22 protein-coding genes are annotated in these 19,030 nt (G+C 63.5%); 9 read left to right on the plus strand and 13 right to left on the minus strand.

Annotated features, from left to right (window positions below; translation table 11 throughout):
- Position 1: 1 nt before the first annotated feature.
- The 6 genes from GJ630_RS00200 to trxA all read right to left on the minus strand — a co-directional run bounded on the left by GJ630_RS00200 (position 2) and on the right by trxA (position 4,366).
- A complete protein-coding gene (locus tag GJ630_RS00200) occupies positions 2-1,147 on the minus strand; it encodes an NAD(P)/FAD-dependent oxidoreductase (RefSeq protein WP_191449098.1) in 1,146 nt (381 codons plus the stop codon).
- Positions 1,144-1,380 (minus strand): sulfurtransferase TusA family protein, encoded by a 237-nt coding sequence (locus tag GJ630_RS00205; protein WP_008311828.1) that lies wholly within the window; start codon positions 1,378-1,380, stop codon positions 1,144-1,146. The genes GJ630_RS00200 and GJ630_RS00205 overlap by 4 nt, the downstream gene beginning before the upstream one ends.
- Before the next feature lie 147 nt (positions 1,381-1,527).
- A complete protein-coding gene (locus GJ630_RS00210) occupies positions 1,528-2,121 on the minus strand; it encodes a class I SAM-dependent methyltransferase (RefSeq protein WP_008311829.1) in 594 nt (197 codons plus the stop codon).
- 2 nt (positions 2,122-2,123) lie between these two features.
- Positions 2,124-2,342 carry a DUF2892 domain-containing protein gene (locus GJ630_RS00215; protein WP_008311830.1) on the minus strand — a complete coding sequence of 73 codons (219 nt, stop codon included), beginning with the start codon at positions 2,340-2,342 and terminating at the stop codon, positions 2,124-2,126.
- 94 nt (positions 2,343-2,436) lie between these two features.
- Positions 2,437-3,687 (minus strand): M20 family metallopeptidase, encoded by a 1,251-nt coding sequence (locus tag GJ630_RS00220; protein WP_191449099.1) that lies wholly within the window; start codon positions 3,685-3,687, stop codon positions 2,437-2,439.
- 265 nt (positions 3,688-3,952) lie between these two features.
- Positions 3,953-4,366 carry a thioredoxin gene (gene trxA, locus GJ630_RS00225; RefSeq protein WP_014031063.1) on the minus strand — a complete coding sequence of 138 codons (414 nt, stop codon included), beginning with the start codon at positions 4,364-4,366 and terminating at the stop codon, positions 3,953-3,955.
- A 454-nt stretch (positions 4,367-4,820) separates the two neighbouring features.
- Here trxA and GJ630_RS00230 point away from each other — a divergent pair, with 454 nt between their 5' ends.
- Positions 4,821-5,261 carry a DUF302 domain-containing protein gene (locus GJ630_RS00230; protein ID WP_014031064.1) on the plus strand — a complete coding sequence of 147 codons (441 nt, stop codon included), beginning with the start codon at positions 4,821-4,823 and terminating at the stop codon, positions 5,259-5,261.
- 1 nt (position 5,262) lies between these two features.
- A complete protein-coding gene (locus GJ630_RS00235) occupies positions 5,263-5,823 on the plus strand; it encodes a class I SAM-dependent methyltransferase (protein WP_050038358.1) in 561 nt (186 codons plus the stop codon).
- 91 nt (positions 5,824-5,914) lie between these two features.
- Here GJ630_RS00235 and GJ630_RS00240 read toward each other — a convergent pair whose 3' ends face one another.
- The 7 genes from GJ630_RS00240 to GJ630_RS00270 are packed head-to-tail and all read right to left on the minus strand — an operon-like array spanning position 5,915 to position 11,218.
- On the minus strand, positions 5,915-6,604 hold the full coding sequence (locus GJ630_RS00240) for an urease accessory protein UreF (protein ID WP_014031066.1): 690 nt from the start codon (positions 6,602-6,604) through the stop codon (positions 5,915-5,917).
- Positions 6,601-7,182: an urease accessory protein UreE gene (locus GJ630_RS00245; protein ID WP_050007601.1), complete on the minus strand. Its 582-nt coding sequence runs from the start codon at positions 7,180-7,182 to the stop codon at positions 6,601-6,603. The genes GJ630_RS00240 and GJ630_RS00245 overlap by 4 nt, the downstream gene beginning before the upstream one ends.
- The gene (locus GJ630_RS00250) at positions 7,182-8,081 is read right to left on the minus strand and encodes an urease accessory protein UreD (RefSeq protein ID WP_191449100.1); all 900 of its coding nucleotides are present in this window, start codon (positions 8,079-8,081) and stop codon (positions 7,182-7,184) included. The genes GJ630_RS00245 and GJ630_RS00250 overlap by 1 nt, the downstream gene beginning before the upstream one ends.
- The gene (gene ureG, locus GJ630_RS00255; protein WP_050038356.1) at positions 8,081-8,704 is read right to left on the minus strand and encodes an urease accessory protein UreG; all 624 of its coding nucleotides are present in this window, start codon (positions 8,702-8,704) and stop codon (positions 8,081-8,083) included. The genes GJ630_RS00250 and ureG overlap by 1 nt, the downstream gene beginning before the upstream one ends.
- The gene (locus GJ630_RS00260) at positions 8,701-9,114 is read right to left on the minus strand and encodes an urease subunit gamma (protein ID WP_050038355.1); all 414 of its coding nucleotides are present in this window, start codon (positions 9,112-9,114) and stop codon (positions 8,701-8,703) included. Before GJ630_RS00260 ends, ureG begins: the two co-directional genes overlap by 4 nt.
- Complete coding sequence (gene ureC, locus GJ630_RS00265; protein WP_371726650.1) at positions 9,111-10,817, minus strand: urease subunit alpha; 1,707 nt, start codon at positions 10,815-10,817, stop codon at positions 9,111-9,113. Before ureC ends, GJ630_RS00260 begins: the two co-directional genes overlap by 4 nt.
- Complete coding sequence (locus tag GJ630_RS00270) at positions 10,814-11,218, minus strand: urease subunit beta (protein WP_191449101.1); 405 nt, start codon at positions 11,216-11,218, stop codon at positions 10,814-10,816. Before GJ630_RS00270 ends, ureC begins: the two co-directional genes overlap by 4 nt.
- A gap of 633 nt (positions 11,219-11,851) precedes the next feature.
- On the opposite strand from GJ630_RS00270, the gene GJ630_RS00275 reads away from it, so the two are divergent.
- The 7 genes from GJ630_RS00275 to GJ630_RS00305 all read left to right on the plus strand — a co-directional run bounded on the left by GJ630_RS00275 (position 11,852) and on the right by GJ630_RS00305 (position 18,999).
- Positions 11,852-13,159 (plus strand): urea ABC transporter substrate-binding protein, encoded by a 1,308-nt coding sequence (locus tag GJ630_RS00275; protein ID WP_014031073.1) that lies wholly within the window; start codon positions 11,852-11,854, stop codon positions 13,157-13,159.
- Positions 13,160-13,161: 2 nt separating this feature from the next.
- Entirely contained in the window at positions 13,162-14,100 is a 939-nt protein-coding gene (gene urtB / locus GJ630_RS00280; protein ID WP_014031074.1) for an urea ABC transporter, permease protein UrtB, read from the plus strand.
- Positions 14,101-15,255, plus strand: coding sequence for an urea ABC transporter, permease protein UrtC (gene urtC / locus GJ630_RS00285; protein ID WP_191449102.1), 1,155 nt, complete (start codon positions 14,101-14,103; stop codon positions 15,253-15,255).
- Positions 15,255-16,061, plus strand: a complete 807-nt coding sequence (locus GJ630_RS00290) for an ABC transporter ATP-binding protein (protein ID WP_191449103.1) — start codon at positions 15,255-15,257, stop codon at positions 16,059-16,061. The genes urtC and GJ630_RS00290 overlap by 1 nt, the downstream gene beginning before the upstream one ends.
- Positions 16,061-16,759 (plus strand): ABC transporter ATP-binding protein, encoded by a 699-nt coding sequence (locus GJ630_RS00295; protein WP_151147564.1) that lies wholly within the window; start codon positions 16,061-16,063, stop codon positions 16,757-16,759. Before GJ630_RS00290 ends, GJ630_RS00295 begins: the two co-directional genes overlap by 1 nt.
- Before the next feature lie 173 nt (positions 16,760-16,932).
- Positions 16,933-18,348: a sodium-dependent transporter gene (locus tag GJ630_RS00300; protein ID WP_064289087.1), complete on the plus strand. Its 1,416-nt coding sequence runs from the start codon at positions 16,933-16,935 to the stop codon at positions 18,346-18,348.
- A 207-nt stretch (positions 18,349-18,555) separates the two neighbouring features.
- A complete protein-coding gene (locus GJ630_RS00305; RefSeq protein WP_129756328.1) occupies positions 18,556-18,999 on the plus strand; it encodes a MaoC family dehydratase in 444 nt (147 codons plus the stop codon).
- Positions 19,000-19,030: the final 31 nt, after the last annotated feature.

Below are 19,030 nucleotides of genomic sequence, written 5' to 3' on the forward strand. Positions count from 1 at the left end.
GTCAGAGCAACCCCCGTGCGGTGAGCCAGTAGGACTCGTTGTACGCCAGCTTCGACCAGTGGAGTTTCTCCGAGGGCGGCGCCGGCGACGGCTGGTTCTCGTAGTCGAACTCGACGAACGACGCCGCGTCCATCCCCGTTTCGATGAAACACAGCGTCTTCCCGTCGTAGGTCGCTGTTGCCGGACGGCCGCGGATTTCACTGGCGAGGCGCTGCCCGACGACGCCGGCCTGGTAGTGGGCGACGCTCCCAGCGTTCGGGACGCCGGTATCGGCGGTATCGCCGAGCGCGTAGACGTTCTCGACGGCTTCGGCTTCGAGCGTGTGCTTGTCGACGTCGACCCACCCGTCGTCGCCGAGCCCCGCCTCTTCGATGAGGTCGATACCGCCGTGGGGCGGAATCGTCACGAGGAGGTCGTAGTCGAGGTCGGTCCCCTCCATCGAGGTGAGCGTCTCCGAATCCGGGTCGACTTCCTCGGCGTTGAAGAACGTCTCGACCTCGATGCCGCGTTCGTCCATAATCGGTCGGGCCCATTCGGCGATATGGGGGTTGCCGTGGACGCGCTGGATCGGGTATGTGTAGGTGATGTCGACGTCGTCGCGGAGCCCGCGCTCGCGGAGCCAGTCGTCGGCCATGAAGACGAACTCCAGTGGTGCCGCCGGGCACATGTGGGGCGACCCGATGACGCTCAACACGAGGTGCCCCTCGGTGAACCCAAGCAGTTCGTCACGGAGGGCGGTCGAGCCCGACTCGCTGTAGTAATCGTGCCCACCGTCCGCGAGGCCGGGTATCCGTTCGGGCTCTAGCGTCGACCCGGTCGCCAGCACGAGGTAGTCGTAGTCGACTGCCGGAGCGGTGCCGTTGAACCGCAGTCGCTGGGCTTCGGTGTCGATTGCGGTCACGCGGTCGATTCGAAGGTCGACGGCGTCGTCGACGAGCTCGTCGAGCGGTCGCCGACCGTCTGCCGGTTCGCGTTGTCCGAACGGCACGTACAGCCAGACCGGCTTATATACGTGGTCAGGTCCGTCGTTGATCAGCGTGATTCGGACGTCGTCGGCGGCAAGCTCGACGTCCAGTCGGTCGGCGAGGTCGTTCGCGAGGACGGTGCCACCGGTCCCACCACCGACGATGACGACGTGCTCGGTCATGCTTTCTCCACGTAGAACGCGTTGTGGTCGTCGAGCTCCTCGATAGCGAGCAGTTCGTTGCCGGCCTCTTCGGCCCACTCCGGAACGTCGGTGAGTGACTGGTCGGTGTCGCTCAGGAGCCGAACCACGTCACCGGCTTCGGCATCTCGGATCTGTCCGATGAGGTCCATCAGCGGACCGGGACAGGCCGCGCCTCGGGCGTCGACGGTTTCGTCGGGTTCGATGTCAGTCATGGGAGTCTCACAGGAGTTAGTTGGGGTTCACCTGTATTAGTATTGTGCGTAAATTCCAAGATTATGAAAACAGATGAGTCCGGCGCAGTGGAGCAAGCGTATCGATCGTACGGCGAGTACGGAACCGCCGGGAGCGCGCCGCTATCTCTATCGGGTGAACACGAGGGCGTAGTGGTACGGCGGCAGTTCGACCTGCCGCTCAAGCGTGAACTCCGACGCCGAGAGCACCGCATCCTCGGTTGCCGCTGAGGGCATCCGAAGCCCCGTCGGCGGCCCTCGCGGTTCGCCCGCAACGGTCGTGGTTTCGCGCGGACGGTCGTGCCAGTTCACGACGAGTAGGCTCCCGCCAGCCTCAATCGCCCGGAAGGCCTGTCGGATAAAGCCGGACTGGTCGTCGACGCCGTGCAACGTGTTTGCTATCATGAGCGTGTCGACGCGGGCAGTGAGCGCCGAAGGCAGGTTCCGAGCATCGCCGTGGATTGGGACGACGTTCTCGATCTCCTGTTGGTCGGCGAGATCTTCGAGTTCGTCGAGGAGGGCCGCATCCAGATCGAGCGCGTACACCGGCTCGGGCTCGACGATGCGGGCGGCTGGGAGCGCAAAGTACCCGCTTCCACAGCCGACCTCGGCGACCGACTCGCCGGACGCGACACCGAGTGTCCGGAGCGTCGCGCCGGGCGTCGGCCAGAGTTTGCCCCACCAGTCCCAGTCGGGCTGGCCGGTGTTCTGGAACCGGTCCATCCCTAGCGGGAACCCGACGTGTCGATACCCAGCAGTCGGTACAGGAGGCACATCCGGACGAGGCCAGTCGCGACGAGGACGACACCAAGCAGTGTCGCGACCGCGCCGACCGTCGTTCCGAAGCCCAGCAGACCGCCGAGCGTCGCCAGTCCAGCAACTGCCAGCACGAGGCCAACAGCGATGCGGGTCAGTCTATCAGTCGCTCCAATATTGTTCTCCATACCCACAAATACGCAATACATCTACCTAAGTCTTACTCGATGCACGGCGGCCACCAGAGCAGTCGCGCCGACAAAATCACACCGCAACGGACTGCTACGGTGCTGTCTGTGACGCCCACACTGCCGGCAGTCTCGTGTAGACGGCTGCATTGTCGACGAGCACATCGACCGGGACGTACTCGTCGGGGGTGTGGACGGTATCGGTCCCGAGCGCAAACTCGACGGTCGGAATGCCCGCGTTCCGGAGCGTCTTGGCATCGCCGCCGCCCGTGGCACTCCGTCGGAAGACGCGTTCACCTGTGACGTCCGCCGCCGTCGACGTGACCGCTTCGACGAGCGGGCTGTCGGACTCCTCGACAGTCCCGACGCTCCAGGAGACATCGGTAATCGTAATCCCCTCACAGCCGGTGACACAGGACCGGATCTCCGAGAGCACGTCGGGCGTCTCCACCCTGGCGGTCAGTCGGATATCGATTTCGGCGCGGGCGGACTGCGGGACGCTGTTTATCGCATCGCCGCCTTCGAGAACACCGAGGTTGATAGAGGGGTACCGGAACAGATCATGAGCGACATCCTCGCCCAGCGACGGGGCGTAGTATTCGACCGACTCGTCGACGATCGGTTCCACTTCGGGGGCGATATCGAGTCGTCTAGAACCAAAGCGGTCCCGCAGCGTCTCGACGGCGTCGTAGAGTCGGTCGACCGCGTTGATGCCCAGCATCGGCCGGGAACCGTGGGCCCCCTCGCCGCTGGCTTCGAGTGTCAACCAGATGCTGCCCCGGTCAGCAACCGTGACGGAATGCCGGCCCGCCTCGCAGGTCGGTTCGCCGATCACGCACGCGTCCGCGTCGAGTTTCCCGGACTCCAACAGTGCGGGAAGGCCGGCGTCACCGCCCACTTCCTCGTCGCTCACGAAGGCAAACAGGAGCGTGACAGGCGGTTCAGCGTCGGTTGCGGCGAAAGCCTGGATGGCAAGCAGCATCGATGCCACGGCACCTTTCATATCGGTCGCGCCGCGGCCATACACGCGGTCTTCGACGCGCTCGCCGAGCGGAGCGTGAGTCCATGCGTCGGCCTCGAAGGGAACCGTATCGAGATGCCCGTTGTACAGCAGCGTTCGGTCCGACTCACCGGGAATCCCAACGAGGAGGTTCGGCTTCGCCGGGTCGACTGCGAACCGCTTGACGTCGACCGGCAGCGGGTCGAGGAATCCCTCGATCTCGGTCACAATCGCACGCGTATCCCCGGGCGGGTTCGACGTGTCTATCGCCAGGAGGTCAAGGGCGAGTGTGACCAGTTCCTCGCGGCGGTCTCGAACGTAGGTGAGGGGAACAGCGGGACTCATGTGTGGCCGAATATACCGTTAACGTCCTTTGCTGTCGTCCAGGCCGTTTCTGGGTGGGTGAAAACCAACGTCATATCTTATAATAGAATCAGTGTGCGCAAAAGTATTTCGCAGATATTACAATACTGTGTAGTATTATACGTGGAGCCCGGCCGTGGAGAGAAACGACTACAGAACGGAGTCCAGATGAACCGCTACGAGTCCCCCACGCTTGTAAGACGGGATTTGCCTCCGTTTCTCTCAGGGAAACTCGCTACCGCCCGAATCACGCGTACTTTTCGATTACGGCACGCAGTTGTGATTCGTCCTGCATTCCGACGAGTCGCTCGACCGGCTCCCCGTCGGCAAACAGAAGCAGCGTCGGGACTCCTCGAACGCCGTACTCGGCGGCGAGCTCCTGGTTCGCGTCGACGTCGATTTTCGCCACTGTCGCGGCGGTCTCGGCCGCGACGGTTTCGACGACGGGTTCGAGCATTTGGCACGGCCCACACCAGTCGGCGTAGAAGTCGACCAGAACCACGTCGTGATCGGTAGTCGTGTCGGACAACTCGGCTTTTCCATCGACCGTAATCGGCTCAGAGGGGTCTCCTGATTCAGATTCGTTGGTACTACCCGACTCACCCCGGGTACGAAGCTCGTCCAGTTTTTGTCGTCTGATCTCCTCTAGCTCGTCAGTCATCACTCCGACATTCGGACCGGATCGACTTATTTGTTTTGTACATCCTTTGCAATACTGGGTTGCACTGCGGGAGTCTATACGAAAGTCAAGAGTGTGATCTGACCAGCAGTCGATTCTCACCCTCGGCGTCACAGCCGTCGGTTCTCTCAAACGGTAACCGGGGCCGGCCAGTCTCATATATGACAACAAGTCGGTGTGGCCTATCGTGTGGGGTTCACAGGTAGAATTGCCTCAGTACCCGTGGAAGTGGTCGGTAATGGCGTACTTTACTAGCCATTTGATAGCCACATCGATTCCGACGTACCACATACAAGACATACTCCGCCGACGAGCTACGGTTGCAATATCGACGAGTGGCGACCCCACTTCTCGATCCGGTACTCGAAAATTCTCTCCGTCCTTTCGACACCGTATCCGAAGAGACTTTGCTCTGTAGGCACAATACAACACACGAATGGTACTCCCAATCGACCCGAGCCAGATCGACCCCGAAGACATCGGCGAACAACAGGCGACGCTCGAAATGAGCCACGAAGACGCCATCGAACACGTCCGAGACGTGTTCACCGACGCCGGGTTCGGTGTCCCCGTCGAGTTCTCGCCCTCCGAAATGCTCAACGAGAAGATCGATGCGGACCGTGACCCCTACTACGTGTTGGGGGCCTGTAACCCCGAAGTCGCTGACCGCGCTCTCGATGCGACAGACAACAAACTCGGTGCGCTCATGGCCTGTAACGTCGTCATTTGGGAAGAAGAACCCGGACAACAGCGCGTCTATCACGTCTCGATTATGCGAATCGCCCGCCTCGTCGGGATGGCTCCCGACAACGAGGAGATGGCGGACATCGTCGCCGACACCGGCGAAATCGTCGACGAGGCGTTCCGGAACCTCTAACATGGGGTATCACACGTTCGACGCCGGCCGGGCCGACAAACTCGAAGACGCCCAGCAACGGTACCGCTCACTCTCTGCAGAAGAGTTGCACTGGGCGCTCTCACCCGAGAGTGACGAGACGGTCACGGACCTCGGGAGCGGGACCGGGTTCTACACCGACGACATCGCACCGGCCGTCGAATCAGTGTACGCTGTCGACATCCAGGAAGCGATGCACGACTACTATCGGGAGAAAGGCGTCCCTGACAACGTCGACCTCGTGACGAGTGCGGTCGACGACCTCCCGTTCGATACCGGCAGTCTCGACGGGGCGTTCTCGACGATGACGTACCACGAATTCGCTAGCGACGGGGCGCTGAACGAGGTCGCACGGGTGCTCAACTCAGGCGGGACGTTCGCCATCGCCGATTGGGCGGCCTCCGGCAGTGGTCGCAACGGCCCGCCCGTCGACGAGCGGTTTTCCGCTACTGAGGCAACGGACGCGCTCCGCCAGCACGGATTCACAATCGAGTTCGAGGCGGTGCGACCGGAGACGTTCCTGCTCGTTGCGAGTGCCGAATAACAGAACTGGCTACCGGTCACGTCATTTCTGCTCTGGCCGAGTGCAACTCGGACCCTCCGGGTCAAGGGATTCCGCCGTCGTGGGTCGGCCGTTAACTGGCGAACAGCCGCCGCTCCGCACGTTCGTGCTCGGCGGCCAGCACATCCACCAGCGGTGCGAACGGTGTCATCTCGTCTATCCCCTGATCCGCGCTATCGTCGACTGCGGCCGTCATCACCGGCTGTAGGTCATCCAGGATTCGCTGGGCGTCCGTGTGGCCGAGCGAGAGGAGGCGCTGGGCTGCCCCCAACAGTCCGGTGACGAACCCGTGACAGCACAGCAAGCAGGCGTCACGGACAGCCACATCGGCCAGGGCTGTCGCAACGCCGAGCACCACGGCGTAGTTGCCGGGCGCTTCGTCGGCGTCGACGCGTTCGGCGTAGCGGTCCAGCAGCGCCTCCTCACACAGTTCTGTCTGAAGCGAGAGCAGTCGGTCGCCGGACTGCTGGGCGCTCTCGCGGAACTCCGCGGCCAGCGTCACGGCCGAAAGCCGCCGGTCGGCCCGACAGACCGCTTCGAAATTCCCATCGGCTGCGGCGGCGTGTGCAGCCCGGAGCGCGACGAGTTCGGCGGGTCCGACTTGCTGGCGGAGGTACGTCGACAGGAGCGCTTCGAGGTCTGCCGCGTCTTCGACCCGGTCGTCCTGAATGAACTGTTCCAGTCCGTAGGAGACGGTGTAGGTCCCGACCGGGAGGAACGAGTCCGCGAGCCGGAACGATTCGAGCGCTGCGGCGTCGCTCATTGGTCGCCCCCATCGATAGTCCGGACGCCGTGGTCGTGGGCGTGGCCGCCGCCGTGACTGTGGCCGTCGCCGTCGTGCATGCCGGTACCGTCGCGGTGCGTGTGGTCAACCCCTTCATCATCGAACGTTGTCGGCGGAACGTGTTCGTACCGCGTCGGCACGTCTGCGGGCAGCAGTTCTGCGACAGTCGTCTCCATCCGTTCCTTCGAGTCGGTCACGGGGAACAGGGTCTCTCGGTCGCGGACCGCGAGGTTCCAGTGTCTGTTCCCGACTGCGTGACCGAGTTCCAGCGCCGCGGTCGGTGACACCTCGCTGTCGGCGAAATCGAGCACGAGGGCCTCGATGGCGGCGAGTTCGACGACGACGAGTGTGCCGTCTTCAGCTTCCAGCACGTCGCCGTCAGCGAGGTCGCGGGCGACCACGATACCGAGGTCACAGCCGTCTGTCGTCTCAGTGCGGACTCGCGAGCGTTGGCGTTCGGTGTCAGAGAGCACGACCGTAGCGTGGTCCGACGTATCGATATCTTCCGCAACGGTCGCGTCGTCGCGGTGACCGAGATAGGTGTCTGCGACCAGCATCAGTACTTCCTCCCGGACGGCGCGGGCGCGTCCAGCAGTTCCTGTCTGGCGTGGTCCCAGGCCGCGTGGAGCGTCGCCTGGACGGTCTCGGCCCGGTCGCCCAGAGCACGGACCGCGACGCCGGCCCCGTTGGGGAGCGCTGTCGCACCGGCCCGGGCCTCGTCGTCGGTGACGGCCGCATGTAGCGCGTCACTCAGTTCGGATTCGTCGTGGTCCGGCGCGAGGACGAACGTCGTCCCGTAGACGGTGAACTCGCCGAGAACGCCGGGTACTGTCGGGTCCCTGTCTTCCGGCGTCAGATGAGTTGCGTCCTCGAACAAGAGTCCGTCAGGCCCGGTCCCGCGCACGCGGGAGAGATATCGCTCGAAGTCGAAGCGCTCGCCCCGAGCGAGGCGTCCAGGGACAACTACGTCACTGACGACGGCGGTTGCGCCGGGCGACAGGTCTACCGTCATCTCCTGCACGTATCTTGAATCGGCGTGGAGTATCGTCGGCTCCGGCACGTAATCCAGGTGGCCGCCGGCGCCGACGCTGAGGGTCGTGTCGGCGGCGGCGTAGTTACACGTCATCGTCTGGACTTTCGTCGAGCTCTGAGTCGAGACGTGAGCGACAGCCTCGTCTCCGACAGTTATCGACACGTCGTGGCGGTCACCCTGGGCGACGCCGCCGGTCGGCGACTGGACGAAGACGGTGTTGGCGTCGGGATGGGGGTCGTGCCCCAGCGTCCCCGAGATGTGGAACGGGACCGTCGCGTAGTCGTGGACCAGGGTCGTCCCGTCGGCCGTCCGCTCGAAGGTCAGTTCGAGCACGCCGTCTTTCCCCGGCGACCCTACGGCGGCCTGTGGCACGGCCTCGGTCGCATACACCTCGAACGCCGGATGGGGCGCGTCGGCGGCCATCAGGCGAACAGCACCCCCTCGCGGACGTGTGACAGCACCTCGTCGATGTTCGTCTCGTCCTTACAGTTGGTGAAGACGACCGGCCCGTCCCGGACCTCGTCGGCGTCCCGCTCCATCACGTCGAGGTCGACGCCGACGTGGGGCGCGAGGTCCGTCTTGTTGATGACGAGCAGGTCACAATCGACCACTCCCGGCCCGCGCTTTCGAGGGATGTCTTCCCCTTCCGCGACCGAGATGACGTACAGCGAGTAGTCGGCGAGTTCGGGGTTGAACGTCGCCGCGAGGTTGTCGCCGCCGCTCTCGACCAGCACCAGGTCAAGTTCCGGGTGGTCAGCCAGGAACGAGTCGATCTGCTGGAGGTTCATCGACGGGTCTTCACGGATGCCCGTATGTGGGCACGCCCCGGTCTCGACGCCGGCGACGAGGTCCTCCGGGACGACCCCAGCGAAGCGTTCGCGCAGGACGTCGGCGTCCTCCTGGGTGAGGATGTCGTTGGCGATGACGCCCACGTCCAGGCCCTGTTCGCGCAGTTTCGGGACGAGCGCGGTCAGCAGCGAGGTCTTTCCGGAGCCGACCGGGCCGCCGATACCGACCGTCGCCACGTCGCGGTGTGTGAGGCTCATTCGTCCCTGTCCGTTCGTTCGTCGCCGCTGTCGGTTGTAACGCCGTGACCGCCATCAGTCGCCGCCTCTGCCTCTTCCACATCATCGTCGGCTGACCCGACGCTGTCGGACCGGATCGGGTCGTGAACCGTGACCAGTTTCGTCCCGTCAGGGAAAACGGGTTCGACCTGAATCATGTCGATCATCTCCGGGACGCCGTCCATCACGTCCTCGCGGCCGAGCAGTTTCGACGCGCCGGAGCGGATTTCGGCGACCGACTGGCCGTCCCGTCCGCGCTCGATGCACCAGTCGCTGATGTAGGCGACGGCTTCGGGGTGGTTCAGCGGGACGCCGCGTTCCTTGCGGCGTCGCGCGACCTCTGCGGCGGTGAAGACCGTGAGTCGTTCCTGTTCTTTGGCTGTGAGTTTCATAGCATGTACCGCTGTGCGAGTGGGTGTTCGGAAGACGGTTCGCAGGTAACGTGGTCACCGTCGACCCGGACCTCGAAGGTCTCGGGGTCGACTTCGATGTCGTCGGGGCAGTAGCTGTTGTACACCATGTCGTCCTTGCCGGGCGTGCGAGCGCCCTCGATTGGAACGACACGGGAGTCGAGTCCGTACTCGTCGCCGATGCCGGCCTCGGCGGCCGCCGGCGAGACGAACGACAGCGAGAGGGCGTGTTTGGCCTTGCCGACCGCACCAGCGCGTTCCCGCTGGAGAATCGGTTCGCAGGTCATCAACGACCCGTTGGCCTCGCCCATCTCCGAGTGGACCGGGAAGCCGCCCTTGAACGTCATCGCCGGCTTGACGCCGAAGAACGCAGGGTCCCACAGGCAGATATCGGCGAGCTTGCCGGGTTCGAGCGTCCCGACGTGGTCCTCGATACCAGCCGAGATTGCGGGGTTGACGGTGTACTTCGCGATGTAGCGCTTGATGCGGTGGTTGTCCGCGCCGGTCCCCTCGTCATCGGGAAGCGGGCCGCGCTGGGATTTCATCTTCGAGGCCGTCTGCCACGTCCGGGGGATGACTTCAGCCATCCGCCCCATCGCCTGGGAGTCGGAGGTCATCATCGAGATGGCCCCCATGTCGTGGAGCACGTCCTCGGCGGCGATTGTCTCCGCGCGAACACGGGATTCGGCGAAGGCCACGTCCTCCGGCACGTCGGGGTTGAGGTGGTGACACACCATCACCATGTCCAGATGTTCGTCGAACGTGTTGTCGGTGTACGGCATCGAGGGGTTCGTCGACGACGGGAGCATGTTCGGCTCGCCGACCATCTCCATGATGTCCGGGGCGTGGCCGCCGCCCGCGCCCTCGATGTGGAACAGGTGCATGGTCCGGCCGTCGACGGCACCGAACGTGTTCTCGAGGAATCCGGCTTCGTTCAGCGTGTCCGTGTGCATACACACCTGCACGTCCTCGTCCTCGGCGACTTCGAGACAGGTGTTGATCGTCTCGGGCGTCGACCCCCAGTCTTCGTGGAGTTTCAGCCCGCAGGCACCGGCCTCGACCTGCTCGCGGAGCGGGCCGGGGTCGGAGGCGTTGCCCTTCCCGTAGAAGCCAACGTTGACCGGCCACGCTTCGGCGGCCTGCAGGAAGCGTTTGACGTTCTCTGGGCCGGTCGTGGTCGTCGTCGCGCCGCCGCCGTACCCGCCACCGAGCATTGTCGTGATACCGCCCGAGAGCGCGTGTTCGTGGAGCTGTGCGGAGTTGAAGTGGATGTGGATGTCGAGGCCGCCAGCGGTGGCAATCTTCCCCTCGGCGGGGTAGACGTCCGTCGACGGGCCGACGACCATGTCGACGCCGTCCATCGTGTCGGGGTTCCCGGCCTTCCCGATGCCGGCGATCTCACCGTTCCGAATTCCGATGTCGGCGGCGACGATACCGAGTATCGGGTCGATAATCGTCGCGTTCGTCAGCACCCAGTCGAGCGCGCCCTCCGCCTGTGTGACGCCGGGGGCCATTCCCAGCCCGTCCCGGAGCGTCTTCCCGCCGCCGAACACCGCCTCGTCGCCGTGGGTCCGCAGGTCGTCCTCGACTTCGGCGAACAGTTCCGTGTCACCCAGGCGGACCTTGTCGCCCGTCGTTGGCCCGTACAGCTCGGCGTAGTTCTCGCGGTCGATGTCGCGTGTCACTCCGCTCCCTCCTCGTCGCCGTCGGCCCCGGTTTCCCGGAACCCGGCCGCCCGCATGCGTTCGACCGCGTCGCCCGTCTCGCCGTCGACGCTCCCGTTGACAAGTCCGTTCATCCCGTAGGCGCGTCGCTTCCCGCCGATTTCGACGAGTTCGACCGTTTGCTCGTCGCCGGGTTCGAACCGGACGGCCGTCCCGGCGGGGATGTTCAGCCGCATTCCCATGGCCGCCTCGCGGTCGAACTCCAGGGCCGCATTAGCCTCGAAGAAGTGGAAGTGCGACCCGACTTGCGAGGGTCTGTCGCCCGTGTTCCCGACGGTCACCTCGGTCGTTTCCCGGCCTTCGTTCAGCGTCACTGTCCCTTCACCCGGGATGACCTCGCCGGGAACGAGTCCGTCACTCATCGCGCCACCGCCCCGAGTATTTCTGACTGTTTGTCTATCATCTGCCCTTCTCTTTGAATACACATACTAAAATGATTGCTCTCTGCGCAAGTGACGCCTCTATATCGAGAAACGGATTAAATGCTAAAGTTTCGGCCCTACATAAAGGGGTTCGACTATCGAATTGTCCTACTTCCCGAAGCCAACACGACTCACGTCCAGTCTGCTGGCAGTGCCGACGATAGGTGGCTCCTGTAGCGCGGGCGAGAATATGACGGACGATTTGGAGGGACAAGAGCACAAAACTCGCCGACTGCGGCAAGACAAACCGCTGCGACGGAAAAATACCATTATTTTCTATTTTTGCCGCATTGACTAGAAACATGCTAAAATTACTAAATAATGCAAATTTGCACGCCAATTCTAGTGATTTCGATGCCTATTCGTCATATCCTTTGACGACCTTATACTCTCCAGACTGTATGGCGGACAATATAAGATAAGAGTGGTAAACCTTATTTTCCCCCTCCCGGACGGCAACACTGTGATCGAAATCATGGACGAACGTTCGGATATCACGAACAAAGGACGAGATATGAACAAGGAATGTGGGTATAATAGCTCCAACAACAATCAGAAACTGGTGGTGAAAGCATGAGTCGTCCGTCTGTCAGTCGGCGCCAGTTCCTCGGCGCGAGCGGGGCCGCACTCGTCACTGGCCTCGCCGGCTGTTCGGCCGGTGAAGGTGGAACTTCGACCGATACCGCGAGCAGCGCCGAGACACTCAAAATCGGCGTCCTCGAGGATCAGTCCGGGAACTTCGCCCTCGTTGGCGACCCGAAAGCAAAGGCGTCGATGCTCGCTATCGAGGAAATCAACGCCAACGGCGGTATCGACGGGAAGCAAATCGAGACGTTCCAGCGCGACCCCCAGTCGGACAATCAGCGCTATCAGGAACTCACCCGAACGGCCATCAACGAGGAGAACGTCGACGCGCTGTGGGCCGGCTACTCCTCGGCGACCCGGGAGGCCATCCGGCCGATAATCGACCGCAACGAACAGCTGTACTTCTACACCACCCAGTACGAGGGCGGCGTCTGCGACGAGTTCACCTTCGCGGTCGGCCCGACCGCGCGCCAGCAACTCGGCATCGTCCTCCCGTACCTGGTCGAGGAGTTCGGCCCGGACATCTACACTATCGCGGCTGACTACAACTTCGGCCAGCTCTCCGCGGACTGGGTGAAGGTGCTGGCCAACGAAAACGACGCGAACGTCCTCGGCGAGGAGTTCATCCCGCTGAGCGAGTCCTCCTTCGGGTCGACCATCAACCGGATTCAGGAGGCCGACCCGGACTTCGTGATGTCGATGCTCGTTGGCGCGAACCACACGTCGTTCTACGAACAGAAGGCCTCGGCCGGCCTCGACATTCCTATCGGCACGTCAACGGCGATGGCACAGGGATACGAGCACCGACGGCTCGACGCCCCGGCGATGGCCAATATCTACGCCGGCGTCAACTACATGGAGGAGGTACCGACCGAGAGCAACACGGGCGACGGCGGCTTCGTCGACCGGTACTTCGAAATGTATCCCGACGCGCCGTACCTCAACGAGGAGGCCGAGACCAACTACTTCTCGACGTACATGTACAAGAAGGCCGTCGAGCAGGCCGGCACCACCGAACAGCCGGAAGTCATCGACGCCCTGGAGTCGGGGATCGAACTCGGCACGGAAGAGGCACCCGAAGCGCCCGAGGGTGAGACGATTCGTCTCGATGGTGCGACCCACCACGTCGACCACCACATGTGGATCATGCGCGCAGACGAGGAACACAACGTCGAAGCCGTCGAGAACCGCCAGATACCCGAAACGTTCCTCTCGGAGACGGCCGGCTGTAACCTCCCCGAGAACCCGGAACAGACCCAGTACACCCCGGTCGACTACTACGAGGAGGCCGAATAGGGATGGTAAACGGCATCAACCTCGCGTTACAGTTCCTCGATAGCTTCGCGTTCATCGTGCTCGCCGCGGCGGGGTTGGCCATCATCTTCGGGATCATGGGCGTCATCAACCTGGCACACGGGGAGTTCATCCTCATCGGTGCCTACACCGCGACGCTGGCAGTGACGCAACTCGGCCTCCCGCTCGTCGTGGCGATGGTCGCCGGCGGCCTGGTCACCGGCCTGTTCGGGATTCTGACCGAGCGGGTCATCATCTCCGGGGCGTGGCCCAACTGGGTCAGCCAGCGGACCCTCGGCCGTGACATCATCGAGCCGCTGTACGACCGGCTGGCCGACTCGATGGTCGCCACGTTCGGGCTCAGCCTGATACTGACCCAGGGGACCCGAATCGCCTACGGCAACTCCATCGACGGCCTCTCGACGCCCTTTGGCCCCATCGAGTACGGTGCGTTCTCCTACTCGACGTACCGAATCGTCCTCGCCGGCGTCAGCATCGGGCTGCTCGTCGCCACCTACTACCTGTTCACCCGGACCGACTTCGGGATGCGCGCCCGGGCGACGATACAGGACAAGGAGACCGCACAGGCGATGGGCGTCAACACCGAGCGCATGTACATGCTGACGTTCGGCATCGGGTCGGCACTGGCGGGACTGACGGGCGCGCTCTTCGCGCCGGTCGTCACGATGCGGCCGACGCTCGGGGACCAGTTCCTCGTCGAGTCGTTCGTCGCCGTCGTGGTCGGGGGCCCGAGCGTCGTCCTCGGGACCGCGCTGTCGGGGGGCGTCCTCGGGGCGATACTGGCCGTGTTCTCGAACCTCTACGGGACGTTCATCGGCCGCATCGCGTTGCTCGTGGCCGCGCTCGTCGCGCTGCGGTTCCTCCCCGACGGCATCACCGGGTTCATCGAACAACTACGGAAACGGAGACAGGAGAGCGAATAAATGTCGACAGACACTGCACACGGCGAGGCGAACAGTTCGCTCCCGAGTCGGCTCCGCAGTCGGTTCGAGGGGCCGAACACCATCGGCGACTCGCGGGGGTTCTGGGTCGGCTTCCTCGTCGCCGTCGCGGCGCTTGCGGTCTACCCGCTGTTCGGCGACGGGTCCCAGCTGTCGCTGTTCATGGTACTGGCCCTGCTGGGGCTCTCGCTGTCGGTCGTCTGGGGCTACTCGGGCGTGCTGAGCTTCGGCCAGGTCGTCTTCTTCGGCATCGGGGCCTACACGTTCGGCGTCGTCTCGATCAACTATGCGACCCCGGGCGGTATCACGGCTGCTGTCATCGCCGGCATCGTCGGCGGTGGCGTCAGCGCGGCGATACTGGGCTACTTCATGTTCTACGGCGGGGTGCGCGACGTCTACGTGACCATCATCACGCTCGTCTCGACAATCGTGCTGCACACGTTCATGGCCCAGACCGCCGGGTCCGAGTGGGCCATCGGCGAGGCGGCGCTGGGCGGCTTCAACGGGATGCCGGACATCCCCCTGTTGACCCTCGGCGTCGGCGGGGCGTCCTACCAGTTCATCTACAACCCGTTCCCGATGCGGATAATCGGCATCGGGGCGGTCGAGATCAGCCCGTTCTACTACCTCGTGCTGACGTTGCTGGTCGGGGCGTACCTCGGGCTGCGCGCCCTGGTCAACTCGGACTACGGCCGCGTGATGGTCGCCGTCCGCGAGGACGAGGACCGGACCGAGATGTTCGGCTACAACGTGACCCGCGTCAAGTTCGTCGTGTTCACGCTCGGGGGCGCGCTGGCGGGCCTTTCCGGCGTGCTGTACGCCGCACGGAACGTCTACATCGATCCGACCGTGTTCTCGCTGCTGTTCGCGACGCTGCCGGTCATCTGGGTGAGCCTCGGCGGCCGAAAGAGCCTGCTCGGGGCCGTCGTCGCCACGCTCGCCGTCGAATACCTCCGCATCTCGATGGCCGGAGAACTGGCGCTGGTCCTGCTGGGGACCCTGTTGCTGGTGACGATTCTGGTGCTCCCGAGCGGGTTCGTTCCGTGGGTCCACCAGCAGATTGTCGACGCCCGGCTCGGTCCGGGCGAGGCCGGCGGGGCTGACGCACCCGACGCGTCGAGTGAGGTGAGTGACTAATGAGTGATACTGAAACCGAATCCGACATCGATTCGCTCGGACCGAACGTCCGACAGACCGCCGCGGAACTGGCAACGGGTGACAGAACGGAGACGCTGCTGCAGACCGACGGGCTCGTGAAGCAGTTCGGCGGGTTCACCGCCACGGACGACGTTGACTTCTCGGTCGCCGAGGAGGAGCTACGCTGTCTCATCGGTCCCAACGGCGCCGGTAAGTCGACGTTGCTGAACCTGATTACCGGCTCGTACGAGGCCACTGACGGCAGTATCTACTACAACGGTCACGACATCACCGATCTCGACCCACACGAGCGGGTCTCACGCGGGATCAGTATGAAATTCCAGGTCCCGTCCGTCTACGGTGACCTGAGTGTCAGAGAGAACGTCAGGCTTCCCGTTCAGCAATTCGCCGACGGGGAGGAGCGACGGCGGCTGGTCGCCGAAGCCATCGAGGCCGCGGGGCTCACCGGTTACGAGAACGTCGATGCCGGCCAGCTCTCACACGGGCAGCAACAACAACTGGAAATCGGGATGGCCGCCGCGCTCGAACCCGACCTCCTCCTGTTGGACGAGCCGGTCGCCGGCCTCGACGTGGCCGAGCGCGAAGCCATCGCTGAGCGGATCACCCGGCTCAACGAGGAGCAAGGCATCGCCTTCGTCGTCATCGAACACGACACCGACTTCGTCGCGAACATCGCCGAAGAAGTGACTGTGCTGCACAACGGCGAGGTGTTCCGTGAAGGGCCAATCGAGGAGATAGAGTCGGACCCCGAGGTCCAGCGGATATATCTGGGGGGTGAGTCGTGATGCTCGAACTCGACGAGGTTTCTGCAGCCTACGACACAACGCCGATACTGCGGGATGTGGACCTCTCCGTCGAGGAGGGAGAAATCGTCGGGGTGATGGGGAAAAACGGCGTCGGCAAGACGACGCTCCTGAAGACGGTGATGGGCTTGCTGGAGCCCAGCGAAGGGACCATCAGCTACGACGGCACCGACGTGACCCACGCGAGCGCCGATGAGCGTGCACGGGCGGGTATCGGCTACATCCCGCAGGGCCGGGACGTGTTCCCCAAGCTGACCGTCGAACAGAACATCAAAATGGGTGAGACCATCCGGTCTGACAGCGACGAAACGCTGTACGACCAGATATACGACTACTTCCCAGTCCTCGAAGAGCGGGCGGGCCAGGAAGCCGGAACGCTCTCGGGCGGACAACAGCAGATGCTTGCCATCGGCCGGGCACTGGTCTCGAACCCCGACCTGCTCCTGCTTGACGAACCGAGCGAGGGCATCCAGCCATCTATCGTTGACCAAATCAGCCAGGACATGCAGACGATTAACGAGGACCTCGGGACGACGATTCTGTTCGTCGAGCAGAACCTCGGGGTCATCCGCGAGATGGCCGACCGCTGTTACGCGATGGAGCGCGGGACGGTCGTCGATGAACTCGGTCCGTCGACAATCGCCGACGAGGACGCGATTGCGGAGTACCTCGCGGTCTGAGGCGGATTACGGGATTTTCGCGCCAGGTGGCTGGTGTGCTGGCAGTCGATACGGACTGCTGTGGCATAGTCGGCATACGGGCCCGGCTGTTGTCTATCTGATAACTTCATAATCACGGGCAAGCAACCGAATCAACAGGGATTTGAGTACCCACTGTACAGACGTGTACACGAATGTCCGATCGTGATTCATGGATATCGAACCTCGGCTTCGTGCTGGCCGCCGTCGGCGGTGCCGCGGGCCTCGGGAACATCTGGCGGTTCCCGTGGCTGACCGCCGGGAACGGTGGCAGCGCGTTCCTCATCGTCTACCTGCTCGTCGTCGTCGGCATCGGCGTCCCGGGACTGCTCGCTGAGTTCGTCCTCGGACGCTGTGGCCGACAGACGCCGACCGCGGCGCTTCGCTCGCTCACCGGCTCCCGCTGGGGGTCGTGGCTGGGCGCGTTCAACGTCCTCACGACGCTCGTCATCCTTTCGTTCTACTCTGTCGTGGGTGGGTGGATCCTTCGCTACACGCTGGTCTCGCCGGTCGGGGCGTACTTCGGGCAGCCCCAGCAGTACTTCGGGGCAATGAGCTTCGGCCTCGAAGCGGTCGCCTTTCACCTGCTGTTTCTCGGGAGCGTCGCCGGGATCGTCTTCTTCGGCGTGAGCCACGGTATCGAACGCGTCTCGAAGGTGATGCTGCCCGGCGTCGTGCTAATCCTGCTCGGCCTCGCGGTATGGACGGCCACCCAGCCGGGTACGGCCGCCGGCTACGCGTTCTATCTCAGCTTCGACGCCGAGTATCTCGCCGCCAACTTCCTGAGCGTTATCGGGCCAGCGGCGGGCCAGGCGCTGTTCACGCTCTCGCTCGGCGCTGGGGTAATGCTGACGTACGCCTCGTATCTCGACGACAACGCATCCCTTCCGCGAGATACGCTGGTCATCGCTGTCTCGAACACGTTCATCGGTGTCCTCGCCGGCTTGGTCGTCATTCCGCTGCTGTTTTCCCAGGGTGTCGACCCCGGACAGGGCGGCCCTGGCGCGTTGTTCGTCGCGCTCGCGACGGCTTTTGCGACGCTTCCGGGCGGGGAACTCGTCGCGACGGCGTTTTTCGCGACGGTGTTGATGGCCGCGGTGACCAGCGGTATCAGCCTGCTTGAAACGCCGGTCGCCACGCTCGTCGATAGCTTCGGCGTTCCGCGACGCCGGGCAACGGTCCTGGTCTCGGTCCTGCTTGCGGCCACCGGGAGCGGGCTGGCACTCACGAGCCCGGTGTTCCAGTTCGTCTCCGGCACGCTCGCAGACTTAATGTTGACCGTCGGACTGTTCGCGTTCACCGTCATCGTCGGCTGGCTACTGCGCGGGGAAGCGCTGACGGAGTTCCGCGCCGGAACCGAAAGCTTCGGGTGGTTGGCCAGGCCGTGGCTCCTGACGGTCAGTTGGGTTCTCCCCGTCGTCGTGCTGTTCCTGCTGACGAACACGCTCGCGTCGCTCGCTGGGATGTCGCTGGGACTCGGCGGCCGAGCGCTTATCGCTGTGGTCGGCACTGTTGCCCTCGCCGTCGCAGTTACGAGCGGAAACTGGAGCGACCGACTGAGTTCGAGCTAAGTACGCCGCGCTTGAATCCGCTGCTATTCTGAGCACGGCACCACCGAGAGGGTTTGTTCGCCGCTTTGGCTTACTGCATATTGTTCGCCAGCGACTCTCGAACGCATCGCAATAATTCCTGAATCCGGTATTGCTGCCATACCCACGGAACTGCATTCTGTCGGTGATCGCGCCGGTTTTTTGTTTGTGCACCCTGTGCATGATCGTATGAAACTTTACGAGGATGTTTCGGTTGGCGACGTACGACAATCCGATGGATACACTGTGTCGAAATCCGAGATCGTAGAATTCGGCGAGAAGTACGACCCGCAACCGTTCCACACCGATGCGGACGCAGCGAAGGACTCCGTCTTCGGCGGGCTAGTCGCTTCCGGGTGGCAGACCGCCGCGATCTGTATGCGTCTCAACGTCCAGAACAGCGAGGATATGGCAACACAGGCTGGCGTCGGTGTCGACGATCTCCGCTGGCATCAACCGCTCCAACCCGGTGACACGCTACGACTACGAACCGAAATCATCGACAAGCGACCCTCCGACAGCGACCCGAGTCGTGGGTACATCACCACCCGGCACGAAGGACTGAATCAGGACGACGAACTGGTTATTTCATACGAGGCGACAGCCATGATCCGCCGCGAGACCGACGAGTGACGACACAGCCAAGCTGTGGGATACGTGCCAG

Origin of the sequence: Haloarcula sp. CBA1122, from assembly GCF_009741785.1 — an archaeon.
Classification (GTDB): Archaea; Halobacteriota; Halobacteria; order Halobacteriales; family Haloarculaceae; genus Haloarcula; species Haloarcula hispanica.